Source organism: Pilosibacter rotomagensis, from assembly GCF_045062245.2.
In the GTDB taxonomy this organism is placed as follows: domain Bacteria; phylum Bacillota; class Clostridia; order Lachnospirales; family Lachnospiraceae; genus Pilosibacter.
Window position 1 is genome coordinate 1021225 of record NZ_CM170323.1, and the last position, 18744, is coordinate 1039968.

Annotated in this window: 16 protein-coding genes; 13 read left to right on the forward strand and 3 right to left on the reverse strand. The window is 45.6% G+C overall.

Annotation, left to right across the window (positions count from 1 at the left end):
* Positions 1–300: 300 nt before the first annotated feature.
* The 4 genes from ACI3EW_RS04545 to ACI3EW_RS04560 all read left to right on the forward strand — a co-directional run bounded on the left by ACI3EW_RS04545 (position 301) and on the right by ACI3EW_RS04560 (position 5323).
* The gene (locus ACI3EW_RS04545; RefSeq protein WP_117553222.1) at positions 301–750 is read left to right on the forward strand and encodes an Hsp20/alpha crystallin family protein; all 450 of its coding nucleotides are present in this window, start codon (positions 301–303) and stop codon (positions 748–750) included.
* A gap of 467 nt (positions 751–1217) precedes the next feature.
* On the forward strand, positions 1218–2468 hold the full coding sequence (locus ACI3EW_RS04550) for an RNA-guided endonuclease InsQ/TnpB family protein (protein ID WP_485663307.1): 1251 nt from the start codon (positions 1218–1220) through the stop codon (positions 2466–2468).
* A gap of 155 nt (positions 2469–2623) precedes the next feature.
* Positions 2624–4138, forward strand: coding sequence for a hypothetical protein (locus tag ACI3EW_RS04555; RefSeq protein ID WP_485663308.1), 1515 nt, complete (start codon positions 2624–2626; stop codon positions 4136–4138).
* 114 nt (positions 4139–4252) lie between these two features.
* Positions 4253–5323, forward strand: coding sequence for a U32 family peptidase (locus ACI3EW_RS04560; RefSeq protein ID WP_405581428.1), 1071 nt, complete (start codon positions 4253–4255; stop codon positions 5321–5323).
* Positions 5324–5357: 34 nt separating this feature from the next.
* Here ACI3EW_RS04560 and ACI3EW_RS04565 read toward each other — a convergent pair whose 3' ends face one another.
* From ACI3EW_RS04565 to ACI3EW_RS04575, 3 genes are all read right to left on the reverse strand, one after another.
* Positions 5358–6392, reverse strand: coding sequence for an alcohol dehydrogenase (locus tag ACI3EW_RS04565; RefSeq protein WP_405581425.1), 1035 nt, complete (start codon positions 6390–6392; stop codon positions 5358–5360).
* 315 nt (positions 6393–6707) lie between these two features.
* Positions 6708–7286, reverse strand: coding sequence for a cytidylate kinase-like family protein (locus ACI3EW_RS04570; RefSeq protein ID WP_405581422.1), 579 nt, complete (start codon positions 7284–7286; stop codon positions 6708–6710).
* A 5-nt stretch (positions 7287–7291) separates the two neighbouring features.
* Entirely contained in the window at positions 7292–8689 is a 1398-nt protein-coding gene (locus ACI3EW_RS04575) for an MATE family efflux transporter (RefSeq protein ID WP_405581419.1), read from the reverse strand.
* A gap of 489 nt (positions 8690–9178) precedes the next feature.
* Between ACI3EW_RS04575 and ACI3EW_RS04580 the strand changes: the two genes are divergently transcribed.
* The 9 genes from ACI3EW_RS04580 (at position 9179) to ACI3EW_RS04620 (ending at position 18590) form a co-directional block, all read left to right on the forward strand.
* Positions 9179–10309: a M20 family metallopeptidase gene (locus tag ACI3EW_RS04580; RefSeq protein ID WP_405581416.1), complete on the forward strand. Its 1131-nt coding sequence runs from the start codon at positions 9179–9181 to the stop codon at positions 10307–10309.
* 20 nt (positions 10310–10329) lie between these two features.
* Positions 10330–11283 carry an ABC transporter permease gene (locus ACI3EW_RS04585; protein WP_117515481.1) on the forward strand — a complete coding sequence of 318 codons (954 nt, stop codon included), beginning with the start codon at positions 10330–10332 and terminating at the stop codon, positions 11281–11283.
* A 14-nt stretch (positions 11284–11297) separates the two neighbouring features.
* Positions 11298–12149 carry an ABC transporter permease gene (locus ACI3EW_RS04590; RefSeq protein WP_015555137.1) on the forward strand — a complete coding sequence of 284 codons (852 nt, stop codon included), beginning with the start codon at positions 11298–11300 and terminating at the stop codon, positions 12147–12149.
* A gap of 36 nt (positions 12150–12185) precedes the next feature.
* Positions 12186–13838 carry an ABC transporter substrate-binding protein gene (locus ACI3EW_RS04595; protein WP_405581412.1) on the forward strand — a complete coding sequence of 551 codons (1653 nt, stop codon included), beginning with the start codon at positions 12186–12188 and terminating at the stop codon, positions 13836–13838.
* A gap of 59 nt (positions 13839–13897) precedes the next feature.
* Positions 13898–14905, forward strand: a complete 1008-nt coding sequence (locus ACI3EW_RS04600) for an ABC transporter ATP-binding protein (RefSeq protein ID WP_405581409.1) — start codon at positions 13898–13900, stop codon at positions 14903–14905.
* Entirely contained in the window at positions 14905–15879 is a 975-nt protein-coding gene (locus ACI3EW_RS04605; RefSeq protein WP_015555134.1) for an ABC transporter ATP-binding protein, read from the forward strand. Before ACI3EW_RS04600 ends, ACI3EW_RS04605 begins: the two co-directional genes overlap by 1 nt.
* Before the next feature lie 50 nt (positions 15880–15929).
* On the forward strand, positions 15930–16901 hold the full coding sequence (locus tag ACI3EW_RS04610; RefSeq protein WP_117566320.1) for a phosphoheptose isomerase family protein: 972 nt from the start codon (positions 15930–15932) through the stop codon (positions 16899–16901).
* The gene (locus tag ACI3EW_RS04615) at positions 16901–17746 is read left to right on the forward strand and encodes a fructoselysine 6-kinase (RefSeq protein ID WP_118529330.1); all 846 of its coding nucleotides are present in this window, start codon (positions 16901–16903) and stop codon (positions 17744–17746) included. Before ACI3EW_RS04610 ends, ACI3EW_RS04615 begins: the two co-directional genes overlap by 1 nt.
* A 112-nt stretch (positions 17747–17858) precedes the next feature.
* Positions 17859–18590 (forward strand): GntR family transcriptional regulator, encoded by a 732-nt coding sequence (locus ACI3EW_RS04620; RefSeq protein ID WP_405581405.1) that lies wholly within the window; start codon positions 17859–17861, stop codon positions 18588–18590.
* Positions 18591–18744 lie beyond the last annotated feature (154 nt).

Below are 18744 nucleotides of genomic sequence, written 5' to 3' on the forward strand. Positions count from 1 at the left end.
TTTTTAAACCGCTAAGATATCAGGAGTTACGGATACTGTCTTGCATTGGCAATCGGATGCCGGAGAGTTTTTCACTGTCCCAGCGGATTTTGAACAAAAATGACTTTTAAAAAGAAAAATAAGTTCACAATTAATTCACAAAAAATTAGCACTCACCTCTTGACAGTGCTAATCATATGTGTTATAGTACATGCAGAACAAAGGAAGAGAGAAAGAAATCAAAGGGATGCAAAAAGTCCTGGAGATTTTCAGAATCTCCCAGACAATAGATTTCAGATATTCTGATTGGAGGAATGATTTATGTATATGCCGAGTATTTTTGGAGAGAGTTTATTTGATGATATGTTCCCGTTTGATGACAGCTTCTTTACTTCTAAGAAGAATCCGCTGTATGGAAAGAATGCTTCGAGAGTTATGAAAACTGATATCAAGGAGAATGAAGGTTCCTATGAACTGGACATCGATCTTCCGGGATTCAAGAAAGATGAGATCACTGCAGAATTGAAGGATGGTTATCTGACCGTCAGCGCTGCTAAGGGTCTTGATAAGGATGAGGAAGATAAGAAAGGTCATTATATCCGTCAGGAGCGTTATTCCGGAGCAATGAGCAGAACCTTCTATGTTGGCGAAGATGTAAAGCAGGAAGATATCAAGGCTAAATTTGAAAATGGTATCTTAAGCCTGTCCGTTCCGAAACCGGTTGAGCAGAAGAAGGTTGAAACTTCTAAGCGTATTGCGATCGAAGGTTAAGGAAGCGCGGCAGACAGTGAAAGCTGCCTGCGGTGTATGGTATCAATGAAAATAACCTGTAGCTGAAAAGGACCGTTGCCTTTGCAGAGAGATCTGTGGGGCAGCGGTCCTTTTTTATGTAACAGGAACTTCCTATGAATTTCCTGTTACATAAAAAGGCACTGACGTGCCCAAAATGCGCACTCGCGCGAAGATGCAGATTGTCGCAAGCGCCTGCGCGAGGTGCGAGAATGTGCCAAGGCACATTCTTTTATATAAAAGGTACAGCTGCACGTTATTGGTTTATCATAAAATCGGCAGAATACCCCCATTCCTCGTAGGTGGCGGGATGAATGCCACTATAACGATACACAGACAGATGTAAAACGGTAAGCAATTACAATTCTTTCTCTTCCCTTTTGTGAAACCATGTGCTATAATTAACACAGAACATATGTTCTGAACCAATTAGGAAAGGAGGAACCGTTTTGTATTTGACCGTATGCCAGCAGCTAAAGCATCTGTCCAAAGATGAATTCCTCATTCTACGGGAATTATGCCGCACAGCCAAAAACCTGACCAACCAGGCCATCTACCAGGTACGGCAGCATTACTTTGAACATAGCCGGTATCTTCCATATGAGAAAAACTACGCCATCTTAAAGACTTCCGAAAACTATCGGCTGCTGAATTCCAACATGGCCCAGCAGATCCTTAAGGAAGTGGATGGATCTTTTAAGTCTTTCTTCGGTCTGTTGAAACTGGCAAAGCAGGGGAAGTATCCGTTTTCATCCTGCAGGCTGCCCAAATACCTTCCAAAAGACGGCTACGCAACCCTGATCGTCGGGTTTGTAAGACTGAATGGGAACCGGTTTGTCCTTCCGTACTCAGCAGCGTATAAGAAGCATCATAAACCGGTCACCATTACCATCCCGCCGGTCCTGGCAGATAAAACCATTAAGGAGATCCGTATCATCCCAAAAGCAGACGCCAGGTTCTTTGAGATCCAGTACACCTATCAGGTGGAAGCGGCTCAGAGAAATCTGAATCCAACCCATGCACTGGCGATCGACTTCGGGATCGACAATCTCATGACGGCCGTTTCCAACAGAGGGGAAAGCTTCCTCATCGATGGGAAACGCTTAAAATCCATCAACCAGTGGTTCAACAAGCGGAACACCTGCCTGCAGAGCGTCAAAGACAAGCAGCACTACGGAAAGAAAACAACCAGACGTCAGGTCGTTTTGCAGAGGAAGAGAAACAACCAGGTCCGTGACTACATGGGTAAAGCAGCGAAACAGGTGGTCACCTACTGCATCCGGAACGATATCGGAACCCTGATCGTGGGCTACAATACCACATTCCAGCGCTCCTCAGATCTTGGCAGGCAGATGAACCAGGTCTTTGTGGGAATTCCGTTCGGGATACTCCGCAGGAAACTGAAATATCTGTGTGAAATGAATGGGATCCGCTACGTGGAACAGGAGGAAAGCTATACTTCCATGGCATCCTTCTGGGATCTGGATGAAATGCCCGTATATGGAGAAGCAGGACTTGTGCCACCGGTCTTTTCCGGCCGCCGGATCTGCCGTGGCCTGTATCAGGACCGCTCTGGAAGGCGGATCAACGCTGATGTCAATGGTGCTTTAAATATCATGCGTAAATGTAACATTGTGAGCCTAAGGGCTCTATATGATAGAGGCGATGTGGATACGCCTGTAAGAATAAGGATCGCCTGAGAGCGGGCGGAAACTCAAAGATCAAACTTCTTAAACGGGAGTCCAAGGATTCCCCAGAAGCCCCCACTTCAAATTTCTTCAAAATTAAGTGGTGGGTAATTCACGAGCGGCGTGAGCTATGATGCTGCAAAAAGATTTGAATTGGGGAACGAAAAGTGTCAGGGAAGAGAGAAATAAACGGAGTTTTTATGATCCCGTTCGGACTGGTGACGGGATTTGCAGACGGGCAGGAGATCCGGATCACGGAGCTTGCGAAACAAGGATTTTGTTTTCGGACATTGCATGAGATCCGCGAAGTAAAGGGATTCCGGATCTGTTTTTATGATGGTTTCAACGGGCTGAAGGCAGGGAGTCAGGAGAAGAAAAGCGGGGATCCGTATACGGAAGTTGAGATCCGTTCTTTTGAGATGGAAGTGCGTGTGGAAGATGGACTGGGGATTCCGGTATATGAGTATTCGGTGTTTGTGGAGCAGGAGAAATACCGGGAATGCGCTGGAAAACTGATCCTTTGGTATGATAGATTTGTGCGGCTGAAGCTGGAGTGCGAGGACGGGGAGCTTGCAATGGCGCTTACCGGGTATCCGGCAAAAAAGGATGAACAGTTTGCGGAGAATTTCATTGAACAGAAAAAAGAATGGTTTGATGAAGGAGAAGACAGGGCGAGGCAGGAAACGCGAATCGAAAATCAGTCAGGTATAAGGGGAAATTGCATCGCAGCAGGAGATTTTGAACTCAAAGAATACAAAGAATATAAAGAATACAAAGAATATAAAGAGCAGGAACGGAAGAATATCGAAGTTGCTGTGGAATTGGACCGTCCGGAGCTTTATGAGCGGTATTTATCCATGAAATTCCGCGATTTTATGGACTGGTACTGGAACGTGAATGGGGCTAAAGAGCTGGGAAAACGAATGCCGGTTCCAGAGCGGATCTATGTGGGAAATGCCTTCTGCCATCTGCTGTTTCCTGAAAAACGGCAGTTGTTTGAGATCTTTAAAAAGGCAGAGTCGGAAGGTCTGGCTGTGACAGTTACATTTTCATATCTGCGGGAATTTATGCTGAAACCGGTGGAAAAACTGTTGGATGAGCTGGAAGAATGGTGCAGAAACCGGGAGACATTTCTGGAGATCGCGGCAAACGACTGGGGTCTGCTGGAGCTTTTGAGAGAGCGGAAGGAATGGAAGGAAGAAAAAGAAGTTCTTGTGCCGTGTATGGGGACTCTGTTAAATAAAAGAAAAAAGGATCCACGGATGGGATACAAGCAGGGAGAGACAGGATATTTTCGGGAGAACAGCCTGAATGCGGAATTTTACCGGACGTATCTGAGGGACACGTTCGGGATCCGGCGGTACGAGTGGGAGTCCTGCGGATACAGGCAGCAATTTCCGGAAGGAAAGAACAGCATCCACGTTCCGTTTTATCAGACGAATACCTCCCAGTATTGTACACTGTATGCTGCGTGTAAAAATGGGGAACGTGGAAAGCAGGAACTGCCGGAATCGTGTCCGGGATATTGCAGAGAGAAAGTCTTTCTGTATCCGAAGCATTTGAAGATGGTGGGGCGGTATAATTCGCTCTTTGCGCTGGATGGGAGTTCAGTTTCCGGAATGGCGGATACAGAAGGTTGGAAAGAGAAAAGAATTGATAGAATCGTAGTAAATTTACTGTAACTAATATGCAATTAAAAATAGCAGATAGTCAGAATTGTACTTGTGAAAAAAGAAACGAAATGTTGCAGGTGCGAACTTTCAGAAGTTGGGAAGCTGAATTTAAGGAGAAATACAATGAAGATCACGGCGGGACTTGGATCCATCGATGAATATGTGCGGTACGTCGAGGCCGGGGCAGATGAGTTTTTCTGCGGATACGTACCTTATGAATGGAATAAAAAATACGGGACGGTGCTGCCGCTAAACCGTCGTGAGGTTCTTGGCATTAACGTGCAGATCGGGGCGGAGAGTGAGCTGAGGATTCTGGCGGCGCTGGTGAGAAAGTATGGGAAGCCGGTACATCTGACATTTAATTCGCTTTATTATACACCGGAGCAGTACCCAGAGATCGCGGATGTCCTTCACCGGTGTACGGAGCTTGGATTTTCAAGCTTTATTATCGCGGATCCGGCGCTGCTGATCTACCTGAAAAATAATGGGATCCGCTGTGAGATCCATCTGAGTGGGGAGACGGCAGAGGTAAACAGTCGGATGATAGATGTATTTGACCGCTTGGATGTCAGTCGGCTTATCTTTCACAGGAAGAACAGCTTCGCAGACATGGAGTCGGTGATCCGGCATGAGAGGGAAAAGGGCAGCAGGGGCGTATGTGAATTTGAGGCATTTGCACTGAACGAGCTCTGTCAGTTTTCGGGGGCGTTCTGTAATTCCCTGCACTGCGACGAGATGGGGCATCTCTGCCGGGTCCCGTATAAGATAGGAAAAGTTAAAGGAAATAGAGAGAAAAAAGAAGAAGGTTCAGAAACGGAGAAGCTGGTCTCACGGACGGAGAACACAGTGAAAGATGCGAATGATGAACGAAGCGCAGATAAACCGAACGAAGAGTATGAGGAACGAAGATATGATTCCGACGGCTATCTCTGCGGTGCGACAGGCTGTGGACTCTGCGCACTGTATCGGCTGCGACAGGCCGGAATCACCCATTTGAAGCTTGTGGGGCGTGGAAATTATGTAGATTTTATGGAAAAGGATATCCGGAACCTGAAGACAGCTCTGGATATCCTTGAGCATGTGGATACGGAAGAGGAATATATCAGGGATATGAAGCGAATGTTGTTTCCGTATGGATGCAGCGGACTGTGTTATTATAGAGAAACGGAATCGGTTGCCGGGAAGACAATTTAAATACAGTGTCCAGGAACCGGGATTGGGAACCGTATTAACACTCGATGGCTACCTTGATCACACCGTCCATCTTATTTTCAAAGAGTGTGTATGCTTCTTCGATCCTGTCTAACGGGTATGTATGTGTGATAAGTGGTTCCGTATTCAGTCTGCCCTCTGCGATCAGCCGCAGTATTTCCTCACAATTGCAGCCGTCTACACCGCCGGTCTTGAACGTGAGGTTCTTGCCGTACATATCCGGCAGCGGCAGTGTCTGAGCCTTGTCATAAAGAGCAACGACCGTCACGACCGCATTTGGTCTTGCACATTCCCATGCAAGGCGAAACGTGGATTCGGCTCCTGCGACTTCGAGAACGACATCTGCTCCGCCATGGTCACTGTTGGCACGAACATAATCTGCACAGGCTTCGGGTGATACGGTAAGGATTTCCGGATAGTGCTCATGGATAAAGCGGATACGGCCTTCGTCTTTTTCACAGACGATGATACGTTTCGGATTCTTCAGCATGACACAGAGCAGCGTACAGATGCCCGTAGGTCCTGCTCCGATGATCAATACCGTATCCTCCTCTTTGATCTCAGAAATACGAGCTGCCCAGAAACCGGTGGCAAGAACATCTCCGACCAGCAAAGCCTGACGGTCTGTAACATGATCCGGGATTTTATTTAACCCCTGATCTGCAAACGGCACGCGAACATATTCTGCCTGTCCGCCATCGATCCGGCATCCGAGAGCCCAGCCGCCATTCTGATCGATGCAGTTGTTTACATAACCATGCCTGCAGAAAAAACATTCCCCGCAGAAGGTTTCCACGTTTACCGTGACTCTGTCACCGGGCTTCACATTCGTTACAGCGCTGCCAATATCTTCAACAATACCGACCATTTCATGTCCGACGGTTATACCCGGCACAGCGCGGGGGACGCTTCCGTGTTTAATGTGCAGGTCACTTGAGCAAATGCTGGCAAGTGTTACCTTTACAATGGCATCTCGCTCATCCATAAGAACCGGCTTCGGTTTTTCCATTAATTCAAATTTTCCCTTGGAAACATAAGTATACGTCTGCATTTTTTATCCATCACTTTCTTTTTTTATTGATCCTTTTATCTCAGTCGAGAAGACTTCCACATTTTTTAGTGGTGAGTAACAGCAAATTTGTCTCGGTGGGAGTCAGGTCTCCGACTTGAATCATATCTTTTGGGGGCCCAGGGGCAAAAGTATTCCTCCGGACAAGCCTGCGTCGGACTTCGGACCGCATGATCTTAGTATTATATTATAGCACTTATCTGCGCGGATAGATACAAAATTCCCTTTCCGGATCCGGGAAGGGAATAGATTAGATGTTGCTCCTGTCTGCAAAGAAATGCAGTGTGAAGGATATCTCTAATATAAAGAAGTGATGATGTTTACACATTGATCGATTCCAAGCACACCGCTGTTGAGTGTCAGATGATAATTCTGTGCATATCCCCATTTCATGTCGGTATAGAACCGGTGATATGCGGCACGGCGTTTATCCTTATCGCGCAGACGCTCCTCCGGGGACTGTTCCCGTTCTCCATAAACCTCGACGATGCGCAGGGCACGGAAATCCATATCTGCGTGGATAAAGACCTTCAGGCAGTCGGCCTTATCCTGTAAAATGTAATCAGCACAGCGTCCAACAATTACACAGGGGCCTTTTTGTGCAAGCTCCGTGATGACCTTATATTGATGCTCCCACAGAATATCTTCATTTGTGGGGCCAAACAGTCGGTTTGAAAATGCAGATGAGAGGAAGCTGCCGGGCGTATATTCACCGGCTTCCTTTACATACTCCGGTGTAAAACCGGTTTCTTTTACCATTTTCTGAATGATCTCTGCATCATAGCAGGGGATGCCCAGCTGTTCTGCCACTTTTTTTCCGATGGTGCGTCCGCCGCTGCCAAATTCACGGCTGATCGTAATCACTCTGTTTTTCATACGTCTTATGCTCCTTTCACATTTAATTCATGATATGTTTTTATGATAATCACTGCTGAGATAATAAAGGTCAGAATATCTGAAACCGGCATGGAATACAGAACACCGTCCAGACCGAAGAAAACCGGAAGGAGCAATGCGAGGCCGACTCCGAATACTACCTCACGGAACATGGAAAGCATGGTAGATGTCAATGCCTTGCCCACGGCCTGTAAAAAGATGAAACATGCCTTGTTGACACACGCGAAGATCATCATGCAAAGATAGGTACGGAATGCCTTAACAGCAAAATCGGTATAGTAGCTGCTCTCATTAGAAGCGCCGAAAATAGCGATAAGCTGATGCGGGAATCCTTCCGCCAGTATGAGCGCGACTGCACCTACCAAAGCCTCGGAAATAAGCAGCCGGGTAAACAGCTCCCTCACACGCATGGTCTTTTCTGCACCCATGTTATAGCCAACGATCGGAATACAGCCGGCAGCCATGCCGACTACGATAGAAATGACGATCTGGAAAAATTTCATTACGATCCCGACGACTGCCATGGGGATCTGTGCGTACTGCTCCTGTGAGAACACAGCGTCCAATGCACCGTATTTACGGAGCATATTGTTGATCGCTGCCATTGCGGCCACAAGGCTGATCTGAGAGAGAAAGCTGGTAATACCAAGGGTGAGCATCCGTCCGAATATATTTGGAGAAAGTGCATAGTCACCGGCTTCCGGCTTGATGATCCGCATGTGCACCAGATACCAGACAGCGAGAATTGCCGTCACCACCTGACCAATCACTGTGGCTACAGCTGCACCCATCATGCCCCACTGAAGGCCGAAAATGAAAATCGGGTCAAGAATGATGTTGATAACAGCGCCTGCCAGTGTGGAAATCATGGCAAATTTCGGGTTCCCGTCTGCACGGATAATGGGATTCATAGCCTGGCCGAACATATAAAACGGAATCCCAAGAGTAATATAGAAGAAATATTCCTGTGAATGCCGGTAAGTTTCCTCATTGACCGTACCGCCGAACATGGCGATGATGCTGTTTGCAAAGATCAGATATACGGCGGTCAGGATAAGACTTCCTACAATGATCAAAACCACCGCATTGCCGACACTGCGCTTTGCCCGGGCTGTTTCATTCCGGCCAAGCGCCATGCTGACAAAGGCACAGCAGCCGTCACCGACCATAACAGCGATAGCCAGTGCAACAACCGTCAGCGGAAAAACAACGGTATTAGCTGCGTTTCCGTAAGAGCCGAGGTAGCTGGCGTTTGCAATAAAGATCTGATCAACAATATTGTACAATGCACCTACTAACAGTGAGATGATGCAGGGAACCGCGTACTGACGCATCAGCTTATCAATACGCTCTGTCCCCAAAAACTGATTTCCAATTTCCATAATAATCTAATAATCTCCTTTTTCTAAAAAAATAAGAAATGCGTAAGCTCCTTAAAATCCGGACTTACGCATTTCTGCAACACGATCTGTCTATAAAATTGTTCTTTATCGTTCACTTCCCACCTTCTTTCAATTTAAATCGAACACCCGTGAGACTTGGCGCTTGATTCTGGTATTCCTATCAGAATCACTGCGCATCCTCGCGGAGCATTTATCTCGGTCGGAGACCTAACTCCCACGGAGATAAAAAAAGTGTGGCGCTTCTGCAACTGGATTTACGCAGAAACGCCACACGATGTAGCATTATTATAGCAAAAACTGGCGAAAATGTAAAGCGGTGGATTCGGATGAACATAATACACAAAATTTAATTATAATACAATATATAATAATACATATTGACAAATGGTTATAATATGACATATAATGAATTTCAGATGAGAGATGTGAATTTTGAAATAGATTTTGAAGGCGAAAGGGAGGGGAAACATGAATCTGGAATTGTACTTGGAACAGATGAAAGAGCTGGTCAACATTGACAGCGGCTCTGGAAATGTAGCCGGAATCAACCGGGTGGCAGATAAATTGGCTGGCTGGTATCAGGAGATCGGCTGGAACGTAGAACGAATTCCTGCCGATGGAGGTCGTCAGGTTCTTCTTATTACAAATCATGTATCCGAACATTATGATGCGATGTATATCGGTCATATGGATACGGTATTTCCGGACGGGACGGCAGAGAAAAGACCATTTCGAATCGAAGGAGAAAATTACTACGGTCCGGGTGTTGGTGATATGAAAAACGGTGATCTTGCAATGTTTCATATCGCGGCAAATTTACCGGAAACTGAGAAGAAATGCCTGAATATCGCAATGGTCTATAATCCGGATGAAGAGATCGGGTCGATCTACTCAAAAGAGATCACGGATCGAATCGGCTGTAAAGCAGATCACATTTTTGTCATGGAATCTGCCGGAAAAAATGGAACCCGCCATTGCTTTGCGAGAAAAGGTTCCCTGACGTATGATATTGAGTTTCAAGGTCAGGCGGCCCATGCGGGCTTTATGTTTGAAGTAGAAAATGCGTCTGCGGTTCTTGAGATGGGACATTACATTGTAGAATTAATGAGTCTGGCGGACAGAGAAAAAGATACGACGGTAAATGTCGGGATCGCAAATGGCGGTACAGCCAGAAATGTAGTTGCAGATCATGCAAAAATCAGTGTTGAAATGAGATTCAGGGATGACAGCGAAAGAATCCGCTTGAAAGAATATGTAAATAAAATAACAGAAGGACAACCGTTTGTTCCCGGAGTAAAAACAACGATCACGATGCAGAAGGAAACTCCGCCGTTTATAAAAACAGAGGAAGCGAAAAAGTATATCGAACGGGTCAGAAAAGTTGCTGAAGAACATGGGATTCCATTTGAGGAAAAAGACCGTGGAGGACTCTCTGACGCGAACCATCTTTCCAGATGTGGAAAAGCGATCGTTATGGATGGAATGGGACCGCATGGAGCGAATGATCATAGTGAGAAAGAGTACGGATATATCGGATCCGTTGAACCATGTGTAAAGCTCCATCTGGCAATTCTAAACGATATGTTAAATAAACAATAAGCCGAAGGGAGAGAATCTGATTGATAAAATATGTTATAAAAAGACTTTTTTATGCAATACCGGTGTTTCTTGGAATTACATTTACGGTGTATTTGCTGATCAATCTTGCTCCCGGAGGACCGCTTTCAATTTTGGCTTCATCCGGAGAAATGTCACTCAGCGATCTGGAGGCGTTGAAAGCTTCACTGGGACTTGATAAGCCGGTTCTTGTCCGGTATTTTCTGTGGCTGGCAGACCTGCTGCATGGAAATCTTGGAACATCATACCGTACCTCCCAGACAGTCAGCATGATGATCGGACAGCGTATCATCCCATCATTACTGCTTACTGGAACCGGTATTATTGGTGCGATCATCATAGGAATTCCGCTTGGAGTGGTTTCAGCCTGTAAACCGAATTCGATATGGGATCATATCAGTACATTTGTTGCTTTTATCGGAGCATCTGTGCCAAACTTCTTTTTAAGTCTTCTTCTGATCTATGTATTGGCTGTAAAAATGAAATTGTTTCCGACGAGCGGCATGTATTCGGCAGGAACTGGTGGTGATTGGAAGGATCTTCTCTATCATTTGGCACTTCCGGCGTTCGTGTGTGGAATCCAGCCAATCGGAAATTATATCAAACAGACAAAATCGAGTGTTCTTGAGGTTTTGAATGAGGAGTACATAAAAACAGCAAGATCAAAAGGACTTAGAAATGTCGTCATTGTGATCAAACATGCATTTCGCAATTCACTGATTCCGATCGTTACAACCCTAAGCCTTTCCGTCCCGTTTCTGATCGGAGGTGCTGTTGTGACAGAACAGATATTTGCCTGGCCGGGGATCGGAAGCCTGATGATCACTGCGATCACAAGTCGTGATTATCCGGTGATCATGGGAGTCGCTGTTTTGATCTGTGTCGTTGTTCTCGTTGTAAATCTGATTCTGGATCTGATCTATGCTGCGTTGGATCCGCGAATTAAATTTAAATAGGAGGGCATCAGGGCATGAAAAAAATATTAAGTAATCAAGCAGTAAAAAAATTTATGCATAACCGGAAAGCTGTTTTAGGCCTTATCATTGTCTGCTTTCTTGTTTTGGCAGTCATCCTGATCCCGATATTCATGAAGCTCGACCCATATACGACTGACCGGGCGGTAGGATTCAACAAAGCCCCATGTTCCGGTCACCCTCTGGGCACGGATGATGTGGGAAGAGATCTGTTCGCAAGGCTTTTATATGGAGGAAGAATCTCACTGTTTGTCGGAATCATGTCTACGATCATTTCGGTTTTAATCGGAATTCCGTTAGGACTGATCGCCGGTTATTTCAGAGGAATTGCAGAAACTGTCATCATGCGTGTCGCAGATGCATTTATGTCATTCCCGACGATGGTCCTGATCCTTGTTCTCGTTGCGGTGTTTGGACCGTCGATCCTTACGGTCACGGTGGTGATCGGAGTATTGGGCTGGACTGCAATAGCAAAGCTGATTTACGGAAATGTGTTATCGATCCGGGAACGTGAATATATTCAGGCAACAAAAGCGATTGGAATGAGTACTCCAAAGATTCTGCTTTCAGAGGTACTGCCAAATGCGATCCCTCCGGTATGGGCAAATATTTCATTCCGGGTAGCAGGCGCAATTTTAACAGAATCCTCGTTAAGCTTTCTCGGAATGGGTGTCCAGACACCACAGGCATCCTGGGGAAATATCATATTTGCAGCGCAGAATCTTCTTGTATTGACGGCACGTCCGTGGGTGTGGTTCCCACCGGGAATCTGCATCATTCTCGTTGTTGTAGGATTTAATTTTATCGGAGAAGGTGTACGAGATGCCCTTGATCCAAAAACAAAATAGGGCAGTATATATCAAAAAATTTAAAGGAGGATCATTATGAGATCAGGTAAAAAAATTGCAGCGTGGATGCTTGCGGCAGCCATGGCAACAGGACTTCTCGCCGGCTGCGGAGGCAGCTCCGGAAATGAGACAACAGCGGCTGCATCTGCAGCGGAAGGAACAACAGCAGCGTCAACGGCGACGGATAAGACGGGAGATTATTCCGATAAGGTCATTACATACGGTTTGACGACTGCATGGGATACCGTTAATCCTTACGGATCTACATCCGGATCGATCTATCAGAATCTGGTCTGCGACAAGCTGTACGACCGCCTTGCATTTATTGAGGAAGCCGGTTCCGGGGTATCACCGAGAGCGGCCAAATCATGGGAATCTGCTGATGATGGAAAAGCTGCAATCTTTCACTTAGATGAAAATGCAAAATGGCACGATGGTCAGCCGGTAACCGCAAAGGATTGGGTATTTACCGCACAGCTGATCACAAATCCGAAGTTTGATTACGGACTCAGAAGTGAGTTCAACACATGGGCAGGAACCGATGATAATGGTCTTGAAACGGCTGAAAAATCCGTCGGAGTTGAGGCTGTGGATGACTATACATTGAAGATTTCTTTTAAGAATGTTACTCCGGTCGAGGATTGGCTGATCCTTCATAACAAGTATTTCTATGTACTTCCGGAACATCTTCTTGGTGATATCGCACCTGAAAAAATGAAAGATGATGAGTTCTGGAAAGCACCGATCGGTTCCGGTCCCTGCACCTTTATCTCTGAGCTTTCCGGAAGCCAGCTGGAGCTGGGATCTTTTGCGGATTATCAGCTTGGTGCGCCGCAGTTTGGCAAACTGATTCTGAAAGTGATCGCTTCCACGAATACGATCACATCCATTGCAGCAGGAGAGATGGATGGATTTTATCAGCAGCCAACGACTGATGATGCACTTGCGGCAAAGGATATGGGACTTACGGTGACAGAATCAAGTGAACCGACCTTTGTAGGCGTATTCCTGATCAATAACCAGAATGTATCAGATAAGCGTATTCGTCAGGCAATGAGCTATGCAATTGATAAGGATCTTCTGATCGAGCAGAATCTGCAGGGAAAAGGCATTGCACCGGCAACCTGTGTGATCCCGGGATCGGAATATGATTGCGGACTCACCTGGTCCAGAGATGTAGATAAGGCGAAAGAGCTTCTTGCAGAGGCCGGATGGGATTCTTCAAGAAAACTTAAAATGGCAGTAACCTCCGCAAGAGAGAGTATGGCAGCAATCATTCAGCAGAATCTTGCAGAGGCGGGAATTACGATCGATGTTCAGACAGTTGAGCTTGCAACGATGTTCTCAGGACTTCAGGATGGCACTTATGATCTTGGAATTTGCGGTTCAACAGCAATGTCCTATCCGCTTTGGATGTCCGGATATTATGACAATAAGAATGCGACATACTGCCAGATCACAGATACCGCATACGCAGAGCTTCAGGATAAGATTGCTGCTGAAACAGACGAAGCAAAGAAAAAAGAACTGGTAAACGAATATCAGCAGCTTCTTTGGGATGAGATGCCGTTAGTAATGCTCTATAACGGATATACTTTCGGAGTTCAGTCGGAGAGATTCCAGGGATATAACGCATTTGAAGGCGGAGTCAATAACCAGGCTGTCTGGAAATGGTCTGTAAAAGAATGATCAGAAACCGGTGACGGGTTTGTCACAAATTTAGAAGGATGATGACAGGAGGGGAGCAGATGGATGAACATTTGCTGGAAGTTAAAAATCTGAAGGTTTCCTTTAAAGTAGGAAAAAAGAAGCTGACAGCAGTGGATAATGTTACTTTTTCACTGGACCGGGGAAAGGTGATCGGGATTGTTGGAGAGTCAGGATGCGGAAAAAGCGTCACGGCCACTTCGATTATGCGTCTGGTATCTCCTTCTGTCTGCGAAATTGATGAAAACAGCCAGATCCTGTTTGAAGGGGAAGATCTGTCAAAGGCATCAGAAACCAGAATGCGCAAGGTGCGGGGAAATGAGATCTCCATGATCTTTCAGGAACCAATGTCGTCTCTGAATCCGGTATACAGGATCGGAGATCAGATGTTAGAGATGATCAGGACCCATCATCGTGAGATACCGAAAAAGGAAGCATTAAAACAGTGTATTGAAATGCTTGCCAGAGTGGGGATCCCTTCTCCGGAGCAGCGGATCAGGGAATTTCCACATCAGATGTCCGGTGGCATGAGACAGAGGGTAATGATTGCAATGGCATTGCTCTGCCAGCCAAAGCTTTTGATCGCAGATGAACCGACAACGGCCCTGGATGTGACGATTCAGGCCCAGATCCTCAGAATTTTAAAGAAGCTTGCGGAGGAGTCAGACACGTCGGTGATTTTGATCACACATGATATGGGTGTGGTGGCAGAAATGGCAGATCATGTCATGGTCATGTATGCAGGAAAATCAGTGGAATATGGAACCGCAGAAGATATCTTTGATCATCCGATGCATCCATACACGGTGGGATTGCTGAAATCAATTCCAAAGCTTGGAAGTGGTCAGGAAGATCATCTGTTTACGATCGAGGGAACGGTTCCGGGGCTGGATGAGATGCCGGCCGGCTGCAGATTTTCTACGCGATGTCCATATGCAACGGAACAGTGCAAAAAAGAAGATCCGGGAATGCAGGGAGAAGCAGGACATTTTGTACGATGCTTCCGGTCTATGGATCCCGAAATACAGGACAGCAGGGAGGTGGAATAATGGAGGCCCCTTTATTGGAAATCCGGGATGTAAAAAAATATTTTCCGGTAAAAAAAGTACATGGAAAGGAAATTACAGTAAAAGCGGTGGATTCCATTAACCTGAAGATCAATCAGGGAGAAATCGTAGGCCTTGTAGGCGAATCGGGCTGTGGAAAATCAACGTTAGGAAAGTCCATTTTAAAGCTTCATGAGATAACCGGGGGACAGATCCTGTTCCATGGAGAAGATATTACAAATTATAACGAACGCCAGATGCGTCCGCTGAGGGAAAAAATTCAGATTATTTTTCAGGATCCGTATGCGTCCTTAAATCCAAAGAAAAAAATTGTTCAATCCGTTATGGCACCGCTGGATGTGGCGGGAAAATATACGAAAGAAGAAAAACTGGAAAAGGTCAGGAAGATCCTGCGGGAGGTCGGTCTCAGTGATAAATATCTTGAAAAATATCCGCATGAAATGTCTGGCGGACAGAGACAGAGAGTCGTGATCGCAAGAGCCCTGATCAACGATCCGGAACTTGTCATTTGTGATGAGCCGGTATCGGCGCTGGATGTGTCAGTTCGATCACAGGTGCTGAATCTGTTAAAGGACCTTCATAAAGAAAGAAATTTAACGTACATTTTCATTTCTCATGACTTGAGCGTAGTGGAGTATCTCTGCGACAAGGTGGCGGTCATGTATTTGGGGCGCATCATGGAATATGCAGGAAAGAGGGAGCTCTATGGGAAACCTCTTCACCCGTATACAAAAGCATTGCTGTCAGCAATTCCGGTTCCGGATATCCACGCGAAGCGGGATGAGGTGATTCTTCAGGGAGAATTGCCGAGTCCGTTAAATCCGCCGACAGGATGTCTGTTCAGTACAAGATGTCCGATGGCAACAGACCAATGCAGACAAAGTCGTCCGGAATTAACAGAGATCACGGGAGACGATGGAACAAAGAGAAGCGTTGCCTGCTTTCTGTATCAGTAAACATTGTAAAAATATAACATGCGAAAAATGCGCAGAGGAGGAAATCAACTATGGAAGTAAAACAGATCATTGCGGAAATTAAGGAAAAGATGGATCAGCGAGGCGGATTAAAGCATATGTATTTTGTTGCCTGCGGTGGATCAAAGGCAGCTATTTTCCCGGGACTCTACCTGATCCAGTCGGAAGCAAAAAATTTCAGTGCGACAACCTATACCAGCAATGAGTTCGTACATGCGACCCCGAAAGAATTAGATGAGAGATGTATCGCAGTCATCTGTTCTCTTAAGGCTACACCGGAGACTGTAAAAGCTGTCGAAACAGCAAATGCAGCGGGAGCAATCACGATTGCCATGACGGGAAATATGCAGACCGGTATGGCAAAGGTCGGTCAGTATGTTGTGACATATTCAAACGGAGATCATCAGGATTACAGCGACTCCAATCAGGCGAATGCGCTCCGCATCGGCTTTGAGGTTCTCCATCAGTTTGAAAACTGGGATAAATATGACAAAGCAATGGAAGCGTATCAGTATATTGATGAGATCGTTTCAGAGGGAAAGAAAAATTGTCTTCCGGCTGCACAGGCATGGGCAGAAAAAGTCGAACATGAGCCGGTCTTCTATGTCCTTGCATCCGGTCCGAACTATGGAGTTGCTTATTCCATGTGCTGCTGTCACTTTATGGAGATGCAGTGGAGACATGCGGTATGCCTGCACACAGGTGAGTACTTCCATGGACCGTTTGAGACAACCGATAAGAAGCTTCCGATGATCCTGTTAATGAGTGAGGGACGTACAAGAGCGCTCGATGAGAGATGCCTGAAGTTCCTGAATACATATGCTGAGAACTTTATTATCATTGATTTTGAAAAGCTGAATGGAGGAAAAATCGATCCTTCGGTTGCAGAATTCTTCAATCCGGTTGTCATGATCCCGATTGAGCGGTATTATGTATCTCAGCTGGCAGAAAAAACAGGTCATTCAATGGATGAAAGAAGATATATGTGGAAGGTTGAGTATTAATGATAAAGGTAATTGGCATCGGAGATAATGTATGTGATCAGTATTATCCTGCAAAGATCATGTATCCGGGTGGTCAGGCCATGAACTTTTCTGTATATGCAAAAATGCTGGGGGCGCAGTCTGCGTACCTCGGCGTTTTTGGAAAGGACAGAGTGGCAGAACACATTATTTCTGTTCTTGATGAGATCGGGGTCGATCATTCCAGATGCAGGCAATATGCCGGCGAGAATGGATACGCAAAAGTCCGGCTTGAAAATGGTGACAGACAGTTTATCATGAGCAACCGCGGAGGGATCGTAAATGAGCATCCGTTGGATCTAAAGCCAGAGGATATTTCCTATATCAGGGAATTTTCCCTTGTTCATACCAGTAATAATGGTCACTTTGATTCACAGTTAAAAAAAGTAAGAGAAACTGGAATTCCGGTTTCTTATGATTTTTCCGGTCACTGGAATGAGGAATATTATTTAAAAGAGATCGCGCCTGTTGTTGATTACGCATTTTTCTCCTGCGGAGAAATTGATGAGGAGACCGCAAAGGCAGCATGTAAGCGCTTTGTATCGGAAGGCTGTAAAATTGCAGTGGCAACTATGGGAAAACGCGGATCCCTCGCTTTTGACGGAAAAAAGTATTACAGACAGATCCCAAAGCCTGTTGATGCAATCGATACATTGGGAGCCGGAGATTCTTTTACAACTGCCTTTTTACTTTCCCTTTTAGATGGAGAAAAAATCGAGACAGCAATGGAAAAGGGAGCTGAATTCGCTGCAAAGACATGCATGGTGAGAGGCGCTTTTGGATACGGCGTTCCGTTTGAGGATCCGGAGCCTGGTGACTGCCTGTAAAAATTTTGGGATCGAACAGGGAACTTGCTCTGGAAAGGAAATTGTCCTTGCTATTTGTCTGAGCTGTTATTAGAATAGTATTGAAAAGAATTTAGACAGTGGGGGAAAATGAATGTTAAAGCAGGATGCGATGACTCCGTTATATGTTCAGCTTATGGATACAGTGGAAAAGGATATCAAAAGCGGAAGATATAAACCGGGAGATAAGATCATGACGGAATCAGAGATGGCAAAGACGTATGGTGTCAGTCTGATCACCGTGAGAAAAGCAATCGGTTCCCTCATGGAAAAAGGACTTGTTGTTCGGAAACAGGGAAAGGGAACGTTCGTAACAAAGCCAAAATTTTCCAGAAATATCAAACGTCTCCAGAGCTTCAGTGAGATGTGTGAGCAGATGGGAGTCGTGCCGGGGGCACATATGCTGGAAAATAAGATCGTGGATGCTGATGGAAAGATTGCGGAGAGACTTGGAATTGAGACGGGCAGTAAAGTGATCTTTATATCACGTCTGAGATTCGCGGATTCAGAACCGGTTGTAATTGAAAAAAACTATTTTCCGTTAAAATATGCATTCCTGTTAGAAGCTCAGTTTGAGGATAATTCCCTTTTTGATTATTTGAAAGAGAAAGCAGGAATGCAGGTTACAAGCTCGGAAAAACTGATTGAGCTTTGCAGAGCAACACAGGAGGAAGCAAAATTACTCGAAGTCCGAAAGGGCGATTATCTGATGTTCGTTAGAAGTACAGCATACGATCAGGAGAATGAGCCATTGTATGCGGGAATTCAGATCATAAATGGGGATCGATTCTCTCTGTATGTATATGAGACAAATGGGGAGCATTGACCATTCAGGAAAAGACTACTGTTTTCACAGAGCGATTTGTGGAAACAGTGGTCTTTTTTAATGAAAAAATTGATATGTGTCTGCAGGCAAATGGAGATTGCAGAGGTCATAGTGAGAATGGGTTGGGTTACATTTTTATTGATTTGTATATTGA